The following is a 20917-nucleotide window of genomic DNA, read 5'->3' as shown; positions in this document are numbered from 1 at the left end:
GCAAGAGACTAACACCATGGACAAAATTACCGCTCTCGGTATGCAGGCCAGCCAGCAGGCGATGCTGGACAGGCTGCACAACACCGCCGCCGTAGCCTCCTCGGGGGGGATCGGCGCGTCGACGTTTATTGCGCCAGGTGCCGATTTCCCAGGCGTGAACAGCGCACGCGATCTCTCTTTTTCGCAGGTTCTGAATAACGCTATCGACAACGTTGATGCCATGCAGCACGCCGCAGGGGCAAAGCAAAAAGCCATTGAGCTGGGTCAGAGTGACGATCTGGCCGGGGCGATGATTGAATCGCAAAAAGCCAGCGTGGCCTTCTCCGCCATGATGCAGGTTCGTAACAAGCTCACCACTGCGCTCGACGAAGTGATGAATACTCCGCTGTAAGGTTTCCCTCGTGCTGACAAAGTTAAAAGATACATTTTCTGCCCTCCCGCTGCCGACCGGGCGCATCAAACCGCAATGGCTTATGGCGGCGGGTGGTGTGCTGCTGGTGGCGGCGATCGTTTTCTCTCTCTGGCGCAGCAATCAGGGCTATGTCGCACTGTACGGCAGCGATGAAAAACTCCCGGTGGCACAGGTGGTTGAGGTGCTGGGCGCAGAGTCCATTGCGTATCGTATCAACCCTGACAACGGCCAGATCCTCGTTCCGGAAGATAAACTCCCGCGCGCGCGTATGGCGCTGGCGGCAAAAGGCATTACCGCCGTGATGCCGGACGGCTACGAGCTGATGGACAAAGACGAGATGCTCGGCAGCAGCCAGTTTGTGCAAAACGTTCGCTACAAGCGCAGCCTGGAGGGAGAACTGGCCCGCAGCATTATGGCGCTGGATCCGGTCGAGAATGCGCGCGTCCACCTGGGGCTGAGCGAGTCCAGCTCGTTTGTGATGACCAACAAACCCCAGAGCAGCGCCTCGGTGATGCTCCAGCTGCGCTACGGCAAGCATCTTGATGAACAGCAGGTGGCGGCCATTGTCCAGCTGGTGGCGGGGAGCGTGCCGGGTATGCAGCCGGGCAGCGTGCGCGTGGTGGATCAGGCGGGCAATTTACTCTCGGAAAACGGCCAGCAGGGCGGCACCAGCATGGCGAGCATTCGTCAGGGGCGTGACGTCATTGAGCGCATCAAAAATGAAACCACCAACAATATTGCCGCGCTGTTGTCCCCGCTGTTTGGCAACGAGAATTTCCGCATCAGCGTGACGCCGACCGTTGACATGAGCAGCGTCGAAGAGACGCAGGAGCGCCTGGGTAAAGAACCCCAGGTCAGCGATGAAAATATCTCGCGCGAGAACACCACTAACGAGCTGGCGATGGGTATCCCCGGTTCGCTCAGCAACCGCCCGGTTAACCAGCCTGCGCCCGCTACCCCGCCGATGGCGGCTAACGCGCAGACGGCACAAACCGAGACGCAAAACCGCACGCCCAGCTCGCTCTCCAGCCGTTCGCAGGAGCAGCGTAAATATGCCTTCGACCGCGACATTCGTCATATCCGCCATCCCGGCTACAAGCTGGAGAAACTGCGCGTGGCGGTGGCGTTAAACCAGGCGGCTAAGCCGCTCGCCAGCATGACGCCGGAACAACTCACCGCCTTAACCCGGCTGGTGGAAGACGCGGCGGGCATTGAAAAAGACCGCGGTGATTCCCTGACGCTGGACCGGCTGGCCTTTATCGACAGAACGCCAGACGGCTTCCCGGAGCCGAAGTGGTGGCAGGACCCGAACATTCAGTACTGGGGGCAAAACGGCGGCATCGGCATGCTGATCCTGCTCGCGTTGCTGTTCGGCCTGCGTCCGCTGGCGCAGCGCTACGGTCGACGTGAACCTGTCGAGCTGGCGGCGATTGAAGGAAGCGCCCAGGCCGAGGCGATTGAGAACGACATGGTAACCACCGAATCCGGTCTGACCGGCCTGCCTGGCCCGGCATTCAATCAGGACACCGAACTGCCGCCGCAAAGCTCTGGCCTTGAAACCAAGGTGGAGTACCTGCAAATGCTGGCGGAAAACGAAACGGAACGTATGGCTGAAGTACTGAAACAATGGATCAACAGCAATGAGCGAACTGACAATACGTAACAGCAGTAAGGGCAGCGTCAAAACAGGACGCAGCCGACTGGAACAGGCCGCCATTTTGTTGCTCAGCGTGGGCGAAGAAGCGGCGGCGAAAGTGATGCAGAAGATGAACCGCGATGAGGTCATTCTGCTGAGCGACACCATGGCGCGTCTGCACGGCGTAAAGGTCGATCACGCCCGCCACGCGATGAACAACTTCTTTGATGACTACCGCGAGCAGAGCGGCATCAACGGCGCGTCGCGCAGCTACCTGCGCGGGATCCTCGAAAAAGCGCTGGGCGGCGAGATTGCCAGCAGCGTGATCAACGGCATTTACGGCGATGAAATCCGCCACCGTATGGCGCGCCTGCAGTGGGTGGATGTCCCGCAGCTGGCGGCGCTGATCGAGCAGGAACACCTCCAGCTCCAGGCCGTGTTTCTCGCGTTTCTGCCCCCGGACGTGGCGGCGGGCGTGCTGAGCGCGCTGTCCCCGGAGCGTCAGGATGAGATTGTCTGGCGCGTGGCGCGCCTGGACGACGTTAACCGCGACGTGATTGACGAGCTGGACCGGCTCATCGAGCGCGGCGTGGCGGTGCTTTCCGAGCACGGTTCAAAAGTGGTTGGCATCAAACACGCGGCCAACATCGTCAACCGCATTTCCGGCAACCAGCAGCAACTGCTCGATCAGCTGCGCGAGCGCGATGCCGACGTGGTGGATGAGCTGGAAGAGGAGATGTACGAGTTCTTCATTCTCAGCCGTCAAACCCCGGCGACGCTGCAACGCCTGATGGAAGAAATTGCCATTGAAGAGTGGGCGATTGCGCTTAAAGGCACCGAGCCGGTGCTGCGTCAGGCCATCTTCAACGTGATGCCGAAACGCCAGGTGACGCTGCTGCAATCCACCACCACCCGTCTGGGGCCGGTGCCGGTAAGCCGTATCGAACACGTGCGTAAAGAGATCATGGCGACGGTGCGCCAGCTGGCGGAAGAGGGCGAAATTCAGGTTCAGCTGTTCACCGAGCAGACCATGGAGTAACCCATGTACAAAAAACAAAGCTTACCGCTGAGCGCTCTGACCAACAGCCGACAGGCGGTGATTAAACCGCGTCTGCACAAGTTTCCGCCGCTGCGCAAACGTCGCATGGCCCAGAGTCTCCCCGACGAGATGCGCCACGTCCCGGACGATGCCGCCCTGCAATCCCAACTGCAACAAGGCTTTCAGGAAGGGCTGAACAGCGGTTTCGCGCAGGGGCTGGAAGAGGGCAAAGAGGAAGGGTATCAGGAAGGATTACGCCTCGGTTTTGACGAGGGCGTGCGCAAGGGCCGCTCCGAAGGCAAAACGCAGGCGCGCCAGCAGTTCCTCGAAGCCGCGCACCCGCTGGACAGTATTATCGCCTCGATGGAAACCTTCATGGCGAATTACGAACAGCGTCGCCGGGAAGAATTATTGCAGCTGGTGGAAAAAGTGACCCGCCAGGTGATCCGCTGCGAGCTGACCCTGCATCCGACGCAAATCCTCACCCTCGTGGAGGAGGCGCTTGCCGCGCTGCCGCAGCAGCCGGAGCAGGTCAAAGTGTTGCTCAACAGCGACGAGCATCGCCGCATCAGCGAAGCGGAGCCGGACAAAGCGGCGCACTGGGGGCTGACCGCAGACCCCGACCTGCCGCCCGGCGAGTGCCGGGTGATCACTAATACCACCGAGATGGACGTGGGCTGCCAGCACCGCCTCGATCAGTGTATGGACGCTCTGAAAGCTAACCTGCTGCCGGAATCGCACGATGAGTGATCACGATTTCGAGCAGGTCCTGCGCTCGCTTGAAAACATTAACCTCGCCCGCGTGGCCGGAAGGCTGGTGCGCGTGGCGGGCATTCTGCTGGAGTGCGTCGGCTGCCGTCTGGCCGTGGGCCAGCTGTGCCAGGTGGAAGGGGGCGAGGGCGAGCTGATTGACGCCCAGGTGGTCGGGTTTGACCGCGACGTCACCTTTCTGATGCCCTTCAAACAGCCTGCCGGACTGATGGCGGGCGCGCGCGTCTTTCCGATGGACAAACAGCACGGCGTGCTGATTGGCGACCAGTGGCTCGGGCGCGTGGTCAACGGCCTTGGCGAACCGATCGACGACAAAGGCAAGCTGACCGGCGATACCGTGCTGCCGCAGCAGCTCCCGCAGGTTCATCCGCTAAAACGCCAGCCGGTTGCGGAGCCGCTCGACGTTGGCGTGCGGGCGATCAACGGCCTGCTGACCATTGGCAAAGGCCAGCGCGTGGGGCTGATGGCGGGCAGCGGTGTGGGGAAAAGCGTGCTGCTCGGGATGATCACCCGCTACACCCAGGCCGAAGTGGTGGTGGTTGGGCTTATCGGCGAGCGTGGACGCGAGGTCAAAGAGTTTATCGACCACTCGCTGGGCGAGGCGGGACGCCGTAAATCGGTGATTGTCGCCGCCCCGGCGGATGAGTCGCCGCTGATGCGCATTAAAGCCACCGAGCTGTGCCATACCATCGCCAGCTACTACCGCGACAAAGGCAAGGACGTACTGCTGCTGGTCGATTCCCTTACCCGCTATGCCATGGCGCAGCGTGAGATCGCGCTCTCGCTGGGCGAACCGCCTGCCACTAAAGGCTATCCGCCGTCGGCGTTTGGCCTGATCCCGAAGCTGGTTGAAAGCGCGGGCAACAGTGAAAGCCTGGGCTCCATGACCGCCATCTACACCGTGCTGGCAGAAGGTGACGATCAGCAGGACCCGATTGTCGACTGCGCGCGCGCCGTGCTCGACGGCCATATCGTCCTCTCGCGTCATCTGGCAGAGGCCGGGCACTATCCGGCGATTGATATCGGTCAGTCCATCAGCCGCTGTATGAGCCAGGTGACGGAACAGGAACATCAACGCGCCGCCCGCACCCTCAAGCAGCTTTACGCCGAATACCAGAGCATTAAGCCGCTGATCCCGTTGGGTGGCTACGTGGCGGGAGCCGATCCCGTGGCCGACAGAGCGGTCAACCTCTCGCCGGCGATAACCCGTTTCCTGCAGCAGGAAGTGCAGAACGCGGCCCCGCTCGGCAACACCATTGCCGACCTTAACGCGCTGGCCCAGGCAGGATAATTCGCGATGAGCAAACTGATTACTACCCTTGAACAGCTACATCTGCTGCGCAACCGCGCGGTGAACGATCTCAGCGCTCGTCTGGCCTCCCAGCAGCAGCTGTGCCAGCGGCTGGAGAAGAATATTGACGCCCTGACCCACCTGGCGAACAACAGCGTGCAGGAGATGCAGGGCAGCGCAACGCTGCTGTGCAATCAGTCCGGCTATAAGCGCCATATTCAGCGCGTGATCGACTGGCAGAAGCAGGAGCAGGCGCTGGCGCACGTCGAGGCGCAAAAACTTCAGGGCAACCTGCTGGCGGAGTCTCGCCGCGAAAAAAGCCTCGAAGTGGTGCTGGAATCGCGTCGGAAAGAGCATCGTCTGGCGCAGGAGCGCCGCGATCAGAAAACCACGGACGCGGTCTCCGCCCAGTGCTGGCTGCGTCAACAACAGGCACAGCGACACCGATAAATGAGCAACCTCATGCAGACGCTGCTGAAACGCCAGCAGCAGAAAAAGACCTACGCGACCCCGTTTGTGAGCGTCGTCTGTCCGACCTGGAATCGCCGGGCGTTTTTGCCCTATCTGCTCTATATCTTCCAGTATCAGGACTACCCGGCCGACAAGCGCGAGCTGATTATTCTTGATGATTCGGAACAGAGTAACGAAGACCTGATCGCCATGATGGTCGACCCTGCGGTGGGTAACGTGCGCTACGTGCACAGCCCGGAGCGGCTCGATCTCGGTAAGAAGCGCAACATGCTGAACGAGATGGCGAGCGGCGAGTACATCCTCTGTTTTGACGATGATGACTATTATCCGCCCACCAAAATCAGCACGCAGGTGGCGGCGATGCAGCATAACAACGCGCTGTTTTCCGGTAGCGACACCATCTATATCTGGTACAGCCATCTCGATAAAATTTACCGCACGCACGCTTTTGGTGAGCGCCATGCGCTCAATGGCACGTTCGGCTATCATCGCAACTTCCTGAAAAATCACCGTTATGAAGACACGGCCACCCTCGCGGAAGAGCAGGCGTTTCTGAACAATTTCACCGCGCCGATACAGCAGATCGATCCGCGCGACGCAATTTTGTGTATCTCCCACAGCGCCAACACCTACGACAAAGATTTTGTGCTTGGCTCCTCCACGCCGGTGGACCTGACGCTGGAGGATTTTGTCACCGATCGCAACCTGCTGAGCCACTACCGGCGTCTGAGCCAGGCACCGCTGAGCACCTCGGTGGACTGGGCCGCGTTTGACAAGGTGGCGGTGATGTATGACCCGGCGCAGCCCGAGGTTCTTGCCGCGCAGCTGCAGGCGCTCTCCTCGCTGGGGCTTGATAACCACCCTCTGGTGCCGTTTGCCCGCGACCCCGGCCATAGCGAGCTGGAGGCGCACATCCAGGTGCTGGACGTGGCGCAACGTGAGCAGTGGCGCAGCGTGGTGCTGCTTGATGCTCGCCTGAAGTATGTGCGCAAAGAGAACTCGCTGAAAACGGTTAATCAGCTGCTGAGCCGTTTGCCGCATATCGACTGGCAGGTGGTGTTGCTGGGGGCGCGATATAACGACATCTCGCTCCTGAAAGCGTTGCCCGGCGTAGCGCGTGTGCTGAGCGCCGGTTGCGGCTGTGCCTATGCCGTTAACGGCAGCTATATCCCGACGCTGCGTGATTTTTACCAACAGGCGCACGAGCATGGCGTCAGCCTCGACGCCTGCTGGCCCATGCAGATGCAGTCTCACTGCTGGCTGGGGTTACAGCCCAGCTTTGCCTTTTTACCTGAGATCCCCGATCCCGCCAGCGGTGACGTTATCGACTGTACCCACTGGTTTTTTCGCAAAAACTTTCAATGAGTATCGCCGCCACTGTAGCGGCTGGAGCAGCATGTATGGAATTGATAGAACAGTACCAACCTGAATACGTGATCAGGTTTAACGCACGCGACGCGGCGTGCGAATGCCCGGCCTGTCAGGACGCCGCTGGCGACTGGCCAAAAACGCGTCTGACGGTGGGAAACCAGCAGCGAGAGAGCCTCAACGCGGCCTGCGAAAGCGCGGCGCGGGAGATCCTGCTAAACCCGGAAGCCTTTATGCTGCATACCGGCGAAACCGAGACTGACGGCATTGCGGAGCATAGCCTCTGGGATGAAGCCTTAAACCAGCAGTGTATCAACATGGCGGTCCATCCGGGGCTGACGCTGGAAAGCCGCCTCTACGCCATCGGCGTGCTCCTCAGCAAGGCGCAGCGCTATCGTGATGAGAACCAGTGCGACCCGCAGGATCTGATCGCCATGGGCGAACAGCTTGCGCAGCTGGCTGAGGCGGGCATTTTAAACGAGCAACTGTCTCTGCTGCCGCCGATTGAGGTGAACCGCGTCGAGGCGCTGGGCGAGATGGGCGCAATGCGCCTGAACCTGAATGTGCCGGGTATGCAGAAAATGAAAATGATGCTCAAGCTGAGCGAGTTTTCCGTTATTGAGCCATCACGTATGCAGGAGCGCCTGCGTGAGCTGGAATTAACCGCCATACCTCTGCTGCAAGAGCAGCCGCATATTTTGCATAACCTGCTGCTTTACCGTTTGTACGATGGTTACCTTCCCGGCGTGAATTCCAGTAATTACGGGGTTGCTTTACTCGCATTAACCCGTCAATTCTTCCAGTTGAGAATGCTGTGCGCGCTATGGATTGAAGACAACGTTACGCTGAGCGAAGACGATTTTATTGTTCTTTTCTGCGCCTGGTATCACTGGCAGGTTCAACATCCCCTGATCGATAACGCAATGCACACCGCCGATTATACTCTGCTCTGCGGGTTGTCTCTGATTTAAAAAGGGCGGCCTGCGCCGCCATAGCAGGAAGCATAAAGATGCCTCAGGATTTTCTTTCCATCATTCTGCCGGTCTATAACGTTGAACGTTATCTTGAACGTTGTCTGGATTCGCTAGTAGCGCAGCGTTGCCAGAGGATGGAGATTATCGCTATTAACGATGGGTCGACCGACAATTCTCTGGCGATTTTGCAAAAATATGCCTCTCGTTTTCCTGCGTTACGCATTGTCAGCCAGGAAAATAAGGGGCTCGCGAGCGCAAGAAACGCAGCGTTAGACCTGGCGACCGGGAAATATATCTACTGCGTTGATTCCGATGATTATCTTTCACCGAAATGTGTTGAAACGATCCTCAATGAAATGGAGCAGAATGAACTTGATGTTTTATTCTTTTCAACGCATCTGGAAGATCATCTTGCTAATGATATTCATCCCGCCGCTGCCGTTTATTATCAACGCCCGAGAAAAATGATTGATAAGATTGTAGAGGCACAAACCTTTTTTAATGGCTGTATTACTGAGCGTGCCAGGGTTGGCTATGGCTATTCCGTGGTCGTTTGGGGATATGCATGGCGTCGTGAGCATTACGCCGATCTTCGTTTCCAGACCCGCTTTTTTGAAGATGAATACTTTACTACTGCGTTATTGTTAGGTCGTCCTCAGGCGAAGGTGAAATGTCTGGCAGACAGGCTATATCATCATCTTTTGCGTGAAGGGTCGATCACCACAACCGCAGGTCACGTTAAACGTACGCTGGCGATACTGGATACTTTCCGTCTTTTACTGCCGCTGGCAGGTGAAATAACGGATAAAAAAACCTTCCAGTGTCTGATGATGTATGCAGACATGCTTTACCTGGATGCTTTTACACACCAACTTCACGGCGTCACTCAGGTCTTTTCAGCACATAAAATGATTCGTTTTCTGACCGCTAGCCTGCACGAGCACTATTTAAACAATGCAACGGAGAATGGTCTTTTTCTTATGCTGGCGCTTGTAGATAAAATCGCCAGTGATACGGAACTGACTGACGACAGTGTCGTAAAAGAAACTATGGAGAGGTTACGCCGGGCAATCGTCAACAAACGAGAATTGCTTGCAATTTCTATTTCGTAACTCGATGAATCAATCGGAAGTCACGATCTGCCCTTAAAACTTATCAGGGGAACCCCTGTGTCTGCAGATGGTTAACATTAACTGCCGGATTCATGACTATTTTCATAAAAACGACCTGGAGGGGAGGGGGAGTTTATGTCATTCCTCCCTCAGCATAAATTCGGCCATTTTTGAAAAGAGTGTGGCGGGGTTTCAGGCATTTAAACGGTGTGCGGCGTCAGAGCTTTAGCCTGGCAGGCGGCGTAAAGGTAGAGGTTATTCCCCATTGCCGCGTCCAGATACACGTAAATTTTTTTCATTTGATGTCTGGCCTGAGCCTCGGGGCTGCGTTAACCCTGCTCATACAGCCAGTTTTCCGGCTCGCTGATATTTAACAGGTTTTGCAGAATGTCCTGCTGCATGGTCAGCACCGTAATATTGCGATCATTCAGCGCTTTGCACTCGGCGGCGACCTGTTCAAGGGAACCCCAGAGGGTGGTTAACTGTTTTTGATGGGCAGCAGGAAGGCGAGAAAAGAGCGTGCGCAGGCCGGGCGTGCCGACGGGAATACCCAGTTGGGTGAGCAGCTGGTAGCGCTGTTTGCTGTTGTGCGACAGCTGCTCGTAGCAGGCGATAAGCTGCGGGTTAAGCTGGTCCAGCTTTGCCGTATCGCGTGCGATAAGCCACTGGCGCTGGTCGGCGAGCAGGGTTTTCAGTTTGCCATAGGTGTCGCGGTCTTCGACCATACCCTGGACCAGCGTTTTGACGCACTGTGCGGCGTTACTCATTTTTACCTCTGATAATATTTCTCGATTGCGCTGGTCAGCGAGTCGAGATCGACGCTGATTTTCCCGCTGGCAATCGCTTCTTTCATACTGGCTACACGCGCCATGTCGACCTCTGGCAGAGCTGCCATCTGGGTCTGCGCATCGCCAAGAACGGGGTCGATGGCTGCGGTTTTTGTCGTTTTCATCTCTTCAGCACCGGTCTTGCGCACCGGGGCCGCAGAGCTGGCCTGGTTGATCGCGCTCGTCATTGCATACTGGCTGGATGTCACTTTCATCGCATTACTCCATCATCGGATTTTTATTGGTCGTTTTCGCCGGGGCGGAAAGTGGCTTTCCGGGCGCCTTACCAGGGTAAAGCGGCGCATGAACGGCAAAACTTAAACGCGGCGAGGATTTTATTTCGCCGCGCTATAGCCGGTTCTGACAACGCCCATATCAATGACCATTGCCGTCACTTCGCGTTCGCTGCTCTCGTTTTTCACCTTGATCATCTCCCCTTTACGGCCCTTTTTCGACGCAATCCCCATGGTGCGTGCTTCCACGCCGTCCTGGTCGGCAATCATTAACACCCGCTGGCCGCGCTCGACCATGACCGGTGAATCCAGCTGGCTCAGGCTCAGCGGCTGCAGCTCGCGGATACGGCGTTTCAGCGTCAGGCCCACCACGTCGTCCGGGCGGGTGATGTAGCCGCTGCGCAAATTGCTGATATTGAATTTTCTGCGCGTGATGTCGGACGCGGTCATCACATGCCCGCGCTCCAGGGTGTTTTTGGCCATCAGCACCTGCAGGTAGATGTCCGGTTTGACCGTGACGGCGATGTCCCACCCGCTTGCGGCGTCGCAGCGCACGTCAAAGCGCAGGCGGCGCAAGTCCATGCGCTCGCCGCCCGGTGAGCTGATGCTCAGCGGCACGGGGCACGGGGCGTAGTTCGATATCTCGGCGGGAATAAACAGGTTGAGCTTCGCCTGGTAATCCTCCCAGCGCTGACGTTCCGCCTCATGACGAATGAGGTCGGCGGCCTGCTGCTGAACGCGGGCATAAACCTGCTTGCGCGCGGTGGAGGGTTGCGGCTGTGCCACGGCGGAAAACGCGAGAAAGCAGAGCAGCGCGGCCGGCATGGCCCGGCGGAAACGGCGCTTCCCGTTTGCGGTCGCGGTTGTAGGTAAATCTTTATAAATCATGATGTTGTAAACCTGGCACGATAGTTGCTTTAAAAGGCTGAAGCAACAGGACTATCGCAGCGTCCATCATCACGAAGGAGTGAGTTGTGAGTATTACGTTTGATAAGGCATTGGGTGTTCATCCGCAGGCTGTAGCACTTCGACTTTCCAGGGCGGAACTGCTTTCAGCAAATCTGGCTAACGTCGATACCCCCAATTTCCAGGCTAAAGATATTGATTTTGCCGCTGAGATGCAACGTTCGCAGCGGGATTTCTTTCCCGGCTCAGCGCCGCAGGAGATGTATCGCGTGCCCTATCAGCCCTCCTCGGACGGCAACACCGTCGCGCTGGATGTGGAACAGGCGGAGTTTTCTAAAAACGTGCAGGACTACCAGATGAGCCTGGCGTTTTTAAACATGAAATTCACCGGCCTGAAGAAGGCAATTGAAGGTAAGTAATTGAATCAGGTGACAGAAAATGGCTTTTAGCGATATCTACCGCGTTTCGGGTTCAGCAATGACGGCGCAAACCGTTCGCCTGAATACCATCGCCAGTAACCTCGCCAACGCCGAAACCCCGGCGGTGGATGAGGGGAATGTGTACAAGGCGCGTCGTCCGGTATTTGCCGCGGTTTACCAGAACGATGAGCTGATGAGCGACAAGGCCCTGTCTGGTGCCCGCGTTCAGGTTCTGGACGTGGTGGAGTCAGGAAATGCGGTACAGCGCTACGAGCCGCATCACCCGATGGCTAACCCGGACGGCTACGTCTGGTACCCGGACATCAACGTGGTGGAAGAGATGGCCGACATGATGTCGGCGTCGCGTAACTTCGAAACCAACGTCGATGTTCTTAACAATGTGAAAAGCATGCAGCAGAGCCTGCTGCGTCTTGGTGAGGCGTAATACATGAGCGTAAACGGCGTTTCGACTCAAGCGAGCGATACCGCAACCACAACGGACAGCGGCATCGCCCCCAACGACAACAGTGCAGCAGGGATGACCAATCTCTTTATGAAGCTGCTGGTGGCGCAGATCCAGAACCAGGATCCGCTTAACCCGACGGACGGGACCGAGTACGTCGGCCAGCTGGCGCAGCTGACGCAGGTGCAGTCGATGGAAAACATGACGGTGGGGATGCAGAACATCGGCGTGCTGATGGACAACCTGCAAACCCTGTCGACGGGCAACCTCGTCGGGCAAAAAGTCATGGTGCAAACCGACACGCTCCAGACCGACGGCAGCACCAGCGTGGATGGCCGCCTGACGCTGGATCATGCCGCCAATACCGTGACCGTCATTCTGAAAGACGAGAGCGGCAAAGAAACCAAAGTTGAGCTGGGCAAGCAGGAAGCCGGAGAGGTGAACTTTACCGTCGACCCGAAAGAACTGGGGCTGAAAGAGGGTAAATACACCATGACGGTCGTTACCGACACCGATGAGCAGAAGGTGCCGATCGAAGTGAGCGGCGTGGTGAACAACGTGCGTATCCCCGTCGATGGCAGCGCGATTGTGCTCAATATTCCGGGCATTGGCGATGTGCCTTATCACCAGATTACGCAGTTTGGCCAGACGCAGTCGAATAACAACACCTCCAAAAAATTGATGAGTTAATCAGGAACCTTTATGAGCTTTGATATTGCAATTTCTGGCTTGAACGCCATCAACGAGCAGCTGGGCGCGATCTCTAACAACATTGCTAACTCAGGGACCGTGGGCTTTAAGTCTGGCCGTGCGGAGTTTGCGTCTCTGTATGCCGAAGGTCAGCCGCTGGGCGTGGGCGTGACCAACGTTGCGCAGAGTATTTCCAAAAACGGAACCGTTTTTTCCTCTGCCAGCAGCCTCGATCTGGCGATCAACGGTCAGGGCTTTTTCGTCATGCGCGACAGCTCCGGCTCCACGGCCTATACCCGCGCGGGCTACATGCAGACCGACAGCAACGGTAATTTGATCAATAACCAGGGCATGTACCTGCAGGGTTATCCGGTCGATGCCAACGGCGTGATCCAGACCGGTACCGTCGGTAACCTGACCATCAGCAGCGGCTCACTTCCGGCAAAAGCAACCAGCTCGCTGGATTTCACGGCTAACCTCAACGCCAACGAGGAGAAACCGAAGACGACAACGTTCGATCCGACCGACGAAACCTCCTACAACCACACCTACGCCACCCAGGTGTATGACTCGTTAGGCCGCGAACACACCCTGAAGCAGTACTTCGTGAAAACCGACGATAATACCTGGCAGGTGCACTACTACATGGACGATAAGTCCATGGGCGACGCGAAGGACATGACCTTTAGCGAGCAGGGCATTCTGTTGAAGCCTAACGGTGCGGTCAATCTCACTGCCGACATCCCCGGTGCGGACAGCATTTCCCTGGACCTGAACTACAACGGCACGACCCAGTTCGGTTCTGATTTCTCCGTCAGCAAAAACAACGGTAACGGCTATGCCTCCGGCGAGCGTACCGGCCAGACCATCGATAAAGACGGCAGCGTGTACGCGACCTTCTCTAACGGCGAGCGTCTGCTGCAGGGGCAGGTGGTCCTGGCGAACTTCTCTAATCCGAACGGCCTGTCCTCACAAAACGGCACCACCTGGACGCAGACCGCCAGCTCCGGCGCGCCGTTGCTCGGCACACCGGGTACCGGATTGCTGGGTGCGTTGACCTCCAACACCCTGGAAGGCTCTAACGTGGATCTGACGGCGGAACTGGTCGGGCTGATGACCGCCCAGCGTAACTATCAGGCCAACACCAAAGTGATCAGCACCAACGACAGCATGATGACGGCGCTGTTCCAGGCGGTGTAATGGACCACTTAATCTATACCGCCGTGAGCGGGGCCTCCCGTAGCCTCGCGCAGCAGCAGATCCACGCCAACAACCTGGCGAACGTCAACACGCAGGGGTTCCGTCACGATCTGGATAACGCCCTGTCGCAGCAGATCCAGGGCGAGGGGTATGCCTCGCGCTTTCTGGTGCAGCAGCAGCAGGGCGGCGTTGACCTGACGCCGGGCGCCACGCGCGACACCGGGCGCGATCTCGACGTTGCCATCAAAGGCAGCGGCCTGATTGCGCTGGTGAGCGGCAACCGCGAGGTCTATACCCGCAACGGCCAGATCCAGGTCGGCCCGGAAGGGGATCTGACCATCGACGGCCTGCCCGTGGCTGGCGACAACGGCCCGATCGTGCTGCCGCCGTTCTCGTCCATCAACATCGCTGACGACGGCGTGATCTCCATCGTACCGGACGACGGCAACGTGGCCGCGCCGATGGACGTCGACCGCATCAAGCTGGTGGACATCCCCGCGTCGCAGCTCAGCAAAGATGCGGCCGGATTTATGATCACTAACGCCAACGTCAATCCGCGCACGGAGGAGGTGGAGCTGGTCTCGGGCCATCTCGAAAGCTCTAACGTGTCGGCGATTTCTGAGATGGTCGCCAGCATTGCCCTTAACCGCCAGTTCGAAGCGCAAATCAAGATGATGAAGGCGGCGGAAGATCTGGCGACGGCAGGCAACCGCCTGCTGCGTAACACCTGATGTAGTAAGGAATAACGATGAATCCTGCTTTATGGATCAGTAAAACCGGTCTTGCCGCGCAAGACGCCAAGATGAGCGCAATCTCCAATAACCTGGCGAACGTCAATACCACCGGGTTCAAGCGCGACCGCGTGATGTTCGCCGATCTGTTTTACCAGAATCAGCGCACGCCGGGCGGCCAGCTTGATCAAAACAACACCTCGCCAACCGGTATTCAGTTTGGGACCGGCGTAAAAATCCTCGGCACCCAGAAAGAGTTCTCGACCGGCAACATTCAGAACACCGGACAGAAGCTGGACGTAGCGATCACCGGTCAGGGCTTTTTCCAGGTTGAAACCAGCGACGGGGATATTGCCTATACCCGCGCCGGTAACTTCCAGAAAAACCCGGACGGCATGCTGACCAACGCGCAGGGGCTGCCGCTGGTGCCGCAGATTGAGCTGCCGGACAACGTGAAAGATATCCAGATTGGCAAAGACGGCACCGTCACCGCCACGGTGGCGGGCGAAACCGATCCGGTGGAACTGGGCCAGATTACGCTGGTCAATTTCGTCAATCCGGCCGGACTGGAAGCCATCGGCGGCAATCTGTATCGCGAAACGGCAGCAAGCGGTGAAGCGGTAGAGGGCGTGGCGGGAGAAGAGGCGTTCGGTCAACTCGAGCAGGGATCGCTGGAAGGCTCGAACGTCCAGGTGGTGGAAGAGATGGTCGATATGATCACCGTCCAGCGCGCCTATGAGATGAACGCCAAAATGGTCTCGGCGGCGGATGACATGCTGAAGTTTGTCACGCAGTCGATGTAACGCGTGAAGCGAAGTGAACGAAAAATGAAAAAGCAGTTAGTTATCGGCTTTTTTGCGCTGCTGCTGGCCGGGTGTGAAAGCCCGGCCCTGCTGGTGCATAAAGACGACGCGGCCTTCGCGCCGCCGGAAGATTTTAGTCTGCCACCTGTTCAGGTACAGGGGGGCGGTCTCTACAACGCCAATTACAACTGGTCGTTAACCCAGGATCGCCGCGCCTACCGCGTGGGCGACATCCTGACGGTAAAGCTGGATGAATCCACCCAGGCCAGCAAGCAGGCGCGCACCAACTTTGGTAAGAAAAACGACGTCTCTATCGGCGTGCCGGAGGCCTTCGGCCACTCGGTGGATAAGCTCTCTGGCTCGATAGACGGCAACCGTAACTTCAATGGTAATGCCACCTCGCAGCAGCAGAACAGCCTGCGCGGTGCCATCACCGTTGCGGTCTACAAGGTGCTACCGAACGGCGTGCTGGCGATCCGCGGGGAAAAATGGCTCACCCTCAACCAGGGGGATGAGTACATGCGTGTCACCGGGCTGGTGCGTGCGGAGGATATCGAGCGCGATAACTCGGTCTCGTCTCAGCGCATTGCTAACGCGCGGATCTCCTACGCCGGACGCGGCGCGCTCAGCGACGCCAACTCGGCAGGCTGGCTGACCCGCTTCTTCAACCATCCTCTGTTCCCGATTTAATGGAGTCTGCCATGCGTAAAGCAATGCTATTTCTGATGCTGCTGTGGTCGACAGGCGCGGCGGCGGAGCGTCTGGGCAACGTCGTGGATATTCAGGGCGTGCGCGGCAACCAGCTGGTGGGCTACAGCCTGGTGGTTGGCCTGGATGGGACCGGCGATAAAAATCAAGTGAAGTTTACCAGCCAGTCGGTGACCAACATGCTGCGCCAGTTTGGCGTTCAGCTGCCGACCAAAATTGACCCGAAGGTGAAGAACGTCGCCGCCGTGGCGATCAGCGCCACGCTGCCGCCGGGCTACGCACGGGGTCAGGCGATTGACGTGACCGTCTCCTCCATCGGCGATGCCAAAAGCCTGCGCGGCGGAACGCTGCTCCTCACCCAGCTGCGCGGTGCAGACGGTGAAGTCTACGCCCTGGCACAGGGGAACGTGGTAGTCGGCGGCGTTAAGGCCGAAGGCAACAGCGGCTCCAGCGTGACCATCAATACCCCCACCGTGGGCCGCGTGCCGAACGGCGGCTCGGTGGAGCGCGAAATCGCGTCCGATTTTCAGCAAAACCAGCAGGTGATCCTCAACCTGAAACGCCCAAGCTTCAAAACCGCCAACAGCGTGGCGGTTGCGCTGAACAATGCGTTCGGCTCGGGCACGGCGACGGCGCAGAGCGCGACGAACGTGGCGGTTAACGCGCCGCTGGCCGCCGGTGAGCGCGTGGCCTTTATGTCGATGCTGGAAGATGTGCAGATCAACGCCGGCAAGCAGCCGCCGCGCGTGGTGTTTAACGCCCGCACCGGAACGGTGGTGATTGGCGACGGCGTGGTGGTGCGCGCGGCGGCGGTGTCGCACGGCAATCTGACCGTGACCATTCGCGAATCGTCCAACGTTAGCCAGCCGGGTGCCTTTAGCCAGGGCCGGACCGTGGTCACCCCGGACAGCGACGTCAACGTCGATCGTGGCCGTGGGCAGATGGTTGAGATCTCGGCGGGAACCAGCCTGCGCAGCATTGTGAACACGCTGAACAGCCTGGGTGCCGCGCCGGACGACACGATGGCGATCCTGCAGGCGCTGCATGAAGCGGGCGCGCTGGATGCGGAACTGGTCGTCATTTAAGGAGACAGCATGCTACAGGCGATTCACTCTCAGACCAGCGTACTGCCCGGTGATATCACCGGGCAGGTGAAACCGCAGAACCTTGAGCAGGCGGCGGAGCAGTTCGAAGCCATGTTTTTACGCTCAATGATGAAACAGATGCGAAAAGCGTCGCAGGCGCTGGTGGACGATAACCCGTTCGACAGCAAACAGCAGCGCATGATGCAGGAGTTCTACGACGACAAGCTCACCTCTCAGCTGGCGTCACAGCGCAGCACCGGCATGGCGCAGATGATTATTGCGCAGTTGGGGCCGCAGGAGAGCGCGTCGCTTAAGAATGGGCCACAACCGGTCGCTTTAGAGGAACATCCACAGGAATTAAAAACCCCCGTTGTGCCGGTAATGCGTCGCGGGCAGGAGTAAACCATGAATATGTTCAATATTGCCTGGAGCGGTTTGCAGGCGGCGCAGTTTGGGATGAGCGTGACCTCCATGAACATCTCCAACGCGCTGACGCCGGGCTACAGCCGTCAGGGTATTATCCAGAGCTCGGTGGTGACCATGGGCCAGGGCGGCATGTCCGCCGGGGCCGGGGTGCAGGTCGATAGCATTCGCCGCGTCTCCGATCAGTACCTGACCAATCAAGTGTGGCAGAGCAACAGCAAGGCCAACTATTACGGCATCAACAACCAGTATCTCAGTTCGCTTGAGAAAGTGATCGGCACCGATTCCACCAGCCTGGGCACCGGTCTGGACGACTTCTTTTCCGCATTAAGCGCGTTGACCAAAGAGCCGGAAAGCGAAGCAAGCCGTCAGCAATTGCTGAACCAGGCCGGCTCGCTGGCGACCCGCTTTAACAACATGAACGACTTCATTAACAGCCAGAAGACGTCGGTCACTAACCAGCGCAACACCATGGTAGGGCAGATCAACAGCCTGACGGCGGGGATCGCGGATTACAATAAAAAAATCATGGAGATGGACTCCACCGGCGGCAACAGCAACGTGCTGCGCGACCAGCGCGATGAGCTGGTCAAACAGCTCAGCACCTATGCCGATGTGAAAGTCACCGAGGACAGCAACGGCAGCTACGCCGTGGCGATGAAAAACGGTCAGCCGCTGGTCAGCGGCAAAGTGGCGGGCGAGCTGAGCAGCAGCCTCGACGGCAACGGTAATCCGGTGTTAAGCCTGAACTTCTCCAATACCAGCTTCTCGTTAAATCCGTCGACGGGCGGGCAGCTCGGGGCGCTGTACGACTATGAAACCGGCGAGCTGGCGAATATGCAGTCGTCGGTGCAGGGCATGGCAGAAGCCGTGGCAACGCTCTTCAACGACCAGCTGGCGAAAGGCTTCGATAAGAACGGCAACCCCGGTAAACCGCTGTTCACCTTTGACCTGAAAAACCCGGCCGGGATTTTGCAGGTTAACGATCTCAAGCAGGACGAGCTGGCCCTCTCCGACAACCCGGACGAACAGGGTAACGATGGCAACCTGCAGGAGCTGATCAAGATTAAAAACCAGAAGGTCGACATCGGCGGCATGGGCAATATGAGCCTCAACGAAGGGGCCGCGGCGATCATCTCCAATATCGGTATCGCCAGTAAAAAATCCAAAAGCGAGCTTGAAGCGGCACAGGGCGTACTGGACCAGGCGCAGCTGCAGCGCAATAACCTCAGTGCGGTAAACAATGATGAAGAGGCGATTAACCTCCAGGTTTACATGCAGGCGTATCAGTCCAACGTCAAGGTGATCGCCACCGGCAACCAGATTTTCAACGACCTGTTAGGCCTGTTCTAACCGGCGTTAAGGAACCCAACTATGCGAATCAGTAGTCTTTATAACTCCGACGCCATGATGGCGCAGCTTGGTGTTAACGGCACCCGCATGAGCAAGCTGATGGAACAGATGGCCACGCAGAAGCGGATCAACGTCCCGTCAGACGATCCGGTTGCCGCCACGCGCCTGGTGCAGCTTAACCGCGAACAGTCGGCCATTAAGCAGTACCAGAGCAACATCACCGGCCTGAGCGGTTCACTCTCAGGCCAGGAGGCGCACGTGACCGCCATGAGCAACCAGCTGCTGTCGATGAACGATAAGCTGCTGGCTGCCGCCAACGGCACGCACAGCAGTGAAGATATGAAAGGGTTTGGCGCGGAGCTGTCGTCCATGCTCGATTCGCTGGTGGCGTCGATCAACGCCCAAAACGAAAGCGGCGGATACCTCTTCTCCGGCACCAAAACCGATACCAAACCGGTGGTGTGGGATGAAACCCAGGGCAAATACGTTTATCAGGGCAATAACGGCACGCGTGAAACCACGGTGGCGAATGGCGTAAACGTGACGGAAAACACCAACGTCACGGCGGCGTTCTCCGGCAGCGGCGACGATCTGGAGATGCTGAACAAGCTTAAGGCGTTGAGCGATAAGATGCAGGACCCGGATGTGCCGGTCACGGACTATCAGGACGATATCAACGAGATGATTTCGCTTTCCGGTCAGACTCGTGACAAGGTGGCGGCGCTGTTTACGGACCTGGGTGGCCGTCAGAACCGCCTGACGATGCTGGCCGATGCGCATACGGATGTCAGCATGGCGAACGACCAGGTGGTACGCGATCTCTCCGACGCCGACCCGGCGACGACCTCGATTAACCTGCAGCTCTATACCAACTCGGTGCAGATCACCAATAAAGCGTACAGCATGATTAGCCAGCTCTCGCTCTTCAGTATGTTGTAATGGTTATGCAAGTCGGCTTAAAAACAACCTCGTTAACCACCACGCCCGGCGCCGTCAGAACGACGCCGGGCGCGGCACCCTCTATTGCGCGTACCGGGCAGGCGGAAAACGTACGTCACAACGCGCCGCCGTTTCCCGAATCTGCGCTGCTTTCACGACGCCCGCTGCGCTACAACGTTCAGCTTAATCAGCAGCTCACCGCGGTGCAAAAGGCGGAAAATTATCTCTCAGAAACCGAGACGCAGCTGCTGATGCTGCGCCATCAGGCGACGCGCGGCAACGCCAGCGAGCCGTCGGCCTCCGTTAACGCGCTGTTGCAGCAGCGCAGCACGCTGTCGGGCGGAACGGTCGACCGCAACTTTAACGTCACCCTGCAGCAAAAAAGCCAGGTGACGTTTACCCTGCCGGGGCTGGAAAAAATACTCGAACAAACCCCGGGCGAGACGCTGGTGTTTGCGCTCGGTGGCAGCAAGCGTGAGCTGACGGGCGTGTCGATACCGGCAAACGCCACGCCGCGTCAGGCGCTGGTACAGCTCAACGTCGGGCTGGGTCGGCTGGGCATTCACGCCGCGTTAAAAAGCGACGGGCAGGCGGTGTTTCAGGTAGATGAGGCGCGCTGGCCGCGGGTAAGCCAGCATTTGAGCGTGCGCGGTGAAGGGCAGCAGTTCCCGGCGGAGGCCTTTACGCTACTTGCGCCGCAGGCGGAAGTCAGCCAGGAGGATGAAGTCGGGCAGCTTACGCGCCAGTGGGAGCGGGGGGCCAGCGGCAAGCTTCAGCAGACGCTGGAAAAAATCACCCGCGAGCGGAGCAAGCTGCATCAGCATCAGGAGCGCGTTTCATCGCGTATTCAGGATATGTCGACGGCCTATACGCCGCGCGAAGCGCTCGACACGGCGCGGGCGCTGGGCGATGCGCTGGCGAAAAGCGGTAAGCAGTTCGGATTGCTTTCTCAGGCGCTGTCGGCGCAGGGGAACGTTTCGCTGACCACGGTGAAGAATTTATTGGGTTAAGCTTTTCTTCCGGCCGGGGCGGCTGGCGGTTGCCGCCCCGACGTCTTGCGTAA

Annotated in this window: 24 protein-coding genes; 21 read left to right on the top strand and 3 right to left on the bottom strand. The window is 58.3% G+C overall.

What is annotated here, in order from left to right; genetic code table 11:
- Nucleotides 1-16: 16 nt before the first annotated feature.
- The 9 genes from fliE to QLG21_RS16615 are packed head-to-tail and all read left to right on the top strand — an operon-like array spanning nt 17 to nt 9074.
- Nucleotides 17-391, top strand: coding sequence for a flagellar hook-basal body complex protein FliE (gene fliE / locus QLG21_RS16655; protein WP_102891680.1), 375 nt, complete (start codon nt 17-19; stop codon nt 389-391).
- A 10-nt stretch (nt 392-401) separates the two neighbouring features.
- Entirely contained in the window at nt 402-2075 is a 1674-nt protein-coding gene (gene fliF, locus QLG21_RS16650; RefSeq protein ID WP_137903570.1) for a flagellar basal-body MS-ring/collar protein FliF, read from the top strand.
- A complete protein-coding gene (locus QLG21_RS16645) occupies nt 2053-3087 on the top strand; it encodes a flagellar motor switch protein FliG (protein ID WP_006177449.1) in 1035 nt (344 codons plus the stop codon). Before fliF ends, QLG21_RS16645 begins: the two co-directional genes overlap by 23 nt.
- Before the next feature lie 3 nt (nt 3088-3090).
- Nucleotides 3091-3837 (top strand): flagellar assembly protein FliH, encoded by a 747-nt coding sequence (fliH, locus tag QLG21_RS16640; RefSeq protein WP_282484826.1) that lies wholly within the window; start codon nt 3091-3093, stop codon nt 3835-3837.
- Nucleotides 3830-5149, top strand: coding sequence for a flagellar protein export ATPase FliI (fliI, locus tag QLG21_RS16635; protein WP_141114033.1), 1320 nt, complete (start codon nt 3830-3832; stop codon nt 5147-5149). Before fliH ends, fliI begins: the two co-directional genes overlap by 8 nt.
- Nucleotides 5150-5155: 6 nt before the next feature.
- A complete protein-coding gene (gene fliJ, locus QLG21_RS16630; RefSeq protein ID WP_006177446.1) occupies nt 5156-5599 on the top strand; it encodes a flagellar export protein FliJ in 444 nt (147 codons plus the stop codon).
- Nucleotides 5600-5611: 12 nt separating this feature from the next.
- Nucleotides 5612-6985, top strand: coding sequence for a glycosyltransferase family 2 protein (locus QLG21_RS16625; protein WP_282484825.1), 1374 nt, complete (start codon nt 5612-5614; stop codon nt 6983-6985).
- A gap of 35 nt (nt 6986-7020) precedes the next feature.
- The gene (locus QLG21_RS16620; protein WP_199559833.1) at nt 7021-7959 is read left to right on the top strand and encodes a hypothetical protein; all 939 of its coding nucleotides are present in this window, start codon (nt 7021-7023) and stop codon (nt 7957-7959) included.
- A 38-nt stretch (nt 7960-7997) separates the two neighbouring features.
- A complete protein-coding gene (locus QLG21_RS16615; protein WP_282484824.1) occupies nt 7998-9074 on the top strand; it encodes a glycosyltransferase in 1077 nt (358 codons plus the stop codon).
- 329 nt (nt 9075-9403) lie between these two features.
- On the opposite strand, the gene QLG21_RS16610 is transcribed toward QLG21_RS16615, so the two are convergent.
- The 3 genes from QLG21_RS16610 to flgA all read right to left on the bottom strand — a co-directional run bounded on the left by QLG21_RS16610 (nt 9404) and on the right by flgA (nt 11022).
- A complete protein-coding gene (locus QLG21_RS16610; RefSeq protein WP_058610800.1) occupies nt 9404-9841 on the bottom strand; it encodes a flagellar protein FlgN in 438 nt (145 codons plus the stop codon).
- 2 nt (nt 9842-9843) lie between these two features.
- Nucleotides 9844-10116 carry a flagellar biosynthesis anti-sigma factor FlgM gene (flgM, locus tag QLG21_RS16605; protein ID WP_006177437.1) on the bottom strand — a complete coding sequence of 91 codons (273 nt, stop codon included), beginning with the start codon at nt 10114-10116 and terminating at the stop codon, nt 9844-9846.
- Between the two features lie 120 nt (nt 10117-10236).
- A complete protein-coding gene (gene flgA, locus QLG21_RS16600; RefSeq protein WP_282484823.1) occupies nt 10237-11022 on the bottom strand; it encodes a flagellar basal body P-ring formation chaperone FlgA in 786 nt (261 codons plus the stop codon).
- Nucleotides 11023-11108: 86 nt separating this feature from the next.
- Between flgA and flgB the strand changes: the two genes are divergently transcribed.
- The 12 genes from flgB to QLG21_RS16540 are packed head-to-tail and all read left to right on the top strand — an operon-like array spanning nt 11109 to nt 20864.
- Nucleotides 11109-11459: a hypothetical protein gene (gene flgB, locus QLG21_RS16595; RefSeq protein ID WP_006177433.1), complete on the top strand. Its 351-nt coding sequence runs from the start codon at nt 11109-11111 to the stop codon at nt 11457-11459.
- 19 nt (nt 11460-11478) lie between these two features.
- The gene (gene flgC / locus QLG21_RS16590) at nt 11479-11904 is read left to right on the top strand and encodes a flagellar basal body rod protein FlgC (protein WP_006177431.1); all 426 of its coding nucleotides are present in this window, start codon (nt 11479-11481) and stop codon (nt 11902-11904) included.
- 3 nt (nt 11905-11907) lie between these two features.
- On the top strand, nt 11908-12612 hold the full coding sequence (flgD, locus tag QLG21_RS16585) for a flagellar hook assembly protein FlgD (protein ID WP_282484822.1): 705 nt from the start codon (nt 11908-11910) through the stop codon (nt 12610-12612).
- A gap of 12 nt (nt 12613-12624) precedes the next feature.
- Nucleotides 12625-13812 carry a flagellar hook protein FlgE gene (gene flgE, locus QLG21_RS16580; protein WP_282484821.1) on the top strand — a complete coding sequence of 396 codons (1188 nt, stop codon included), beginning with the start codon at nt 12625-12627 and terminating at the stop codon, nt 13810-13812.
- Nucleotides 13812-14543 (top strand): flagellar basal body rod protein FlgF, encoded by a 732-nt coding sequence (locus QLG21_RS16575; protein WP_006177428.1) that lies wholly within the window; start codon nt 13812-13814, stop codon nt 14541-14543. The genes flgE and QLG21_RS16575 overlap by 1 nt, the downstream gene beginning before the upstream one ends.
- Nucleotides 14544-14560: 17 nt before the next feature.
- Nucleotides 14561-15346, top strand: coding sequence for a flagellar basal-body rod protein FlgG (flgG, locus tag QLG21_RS16570; protein ID WP_006177426.1), 786 nt, complete (start codon nt 14561-14563; stop codon nt 15344-15346).
- Nucleotides 15347-15370: 24 nt separating this feature from the next.
- Nucleotides 15371-16036 carry a flagellar basal body L-ring protein FlgH gene (flgH, locus tag QLG21_RS16565; protein ID WP_282484820.1) on the top strand — a complete coding sequence of 222 codons (666 nt, stop codon included), beginning with the start codon at nt 15371-15373 and terminating at the stop codon, nt 16034-16036.
- Nucleotides 16037-16047: 11 nt separating this feature from the next.
- Nucleotides 16048-17139, top strand: coding sequence for a flagellar basal body P-ring protein FlgI (locus QLG21_RS16560; RefSeq protein WP_042321141.1), 1092 nt, complete (start codon nt 16048-16050; stop codon nt 17137-17139).
- A gap of 9 nt (nt 17140-17148) precedes the next feature.
- The gene (locus QLG21_RS16555) at nt 17149-17541 is read left to right on the top strand and encodes a rod-binding protein (protein WP_282484819.1); all 393 of its coding nucleotides are present in this window, start codon (nt 17149-17151) and stop codon (nt 17539-17541) included.
- A 3-nt stretch (nt 17542-17544) separates the two neighbouring features.
- Nucleotides 17545-18915, top strand: coding sequence for a flagellar hook-associated protein FlgK (gene flgK, locus QLG21_RS16550; protein WP_282484818.1), 1371 nt, complete (start codon nt 17545-17547; stop codon nt 18913-18915).
- 21 nt (nt 18916-18936) lie between these two features.
- Nucleotides 18937-19854 carry a flagellar hook-associated protein FlgL gene (flgL, locus tag QLG21_RS16545; protein WP_153682030.1) on the top strand — a complete coding sequence of 306 codons (918 nt, stop codon included), beginning with the start codon at nt 18937-18939 and terminating at the stop codon, nt 19852-19854.
- The gene (locus tag QLG21_RS16540) at nt 19854-20864 is read left to right on the top strand and encodes a hypothetical protein (RefSeq protein ID WP_282484817.1); all 1011 of its coding nucleotides are present in this window, start codon (nt 19854-19856) and stop codon (nt 20862-20864) included. The genes flgL and QLG21_RS16540 overlap by 1 nt, the downstream gene beginning before the upstream one ends.
- Nucleotides 20865-20917 lie beyond the last annotated feature (53 nt).

It is taken from the genome of Enterobacter sp. V87_3 (assembly GCF_029967835.1).
GTDB lineage: Bacteria > Pseudomonadota > Gammaproteobacteria > Enterobacterales > Enterobacteriaceae > Enterobacter > Enterobacter cancerogenus.
Note: the sequence above shows the minus strand (reverse complement) of the source record. Positions and strands in the feature narration are given on the sequence as shown.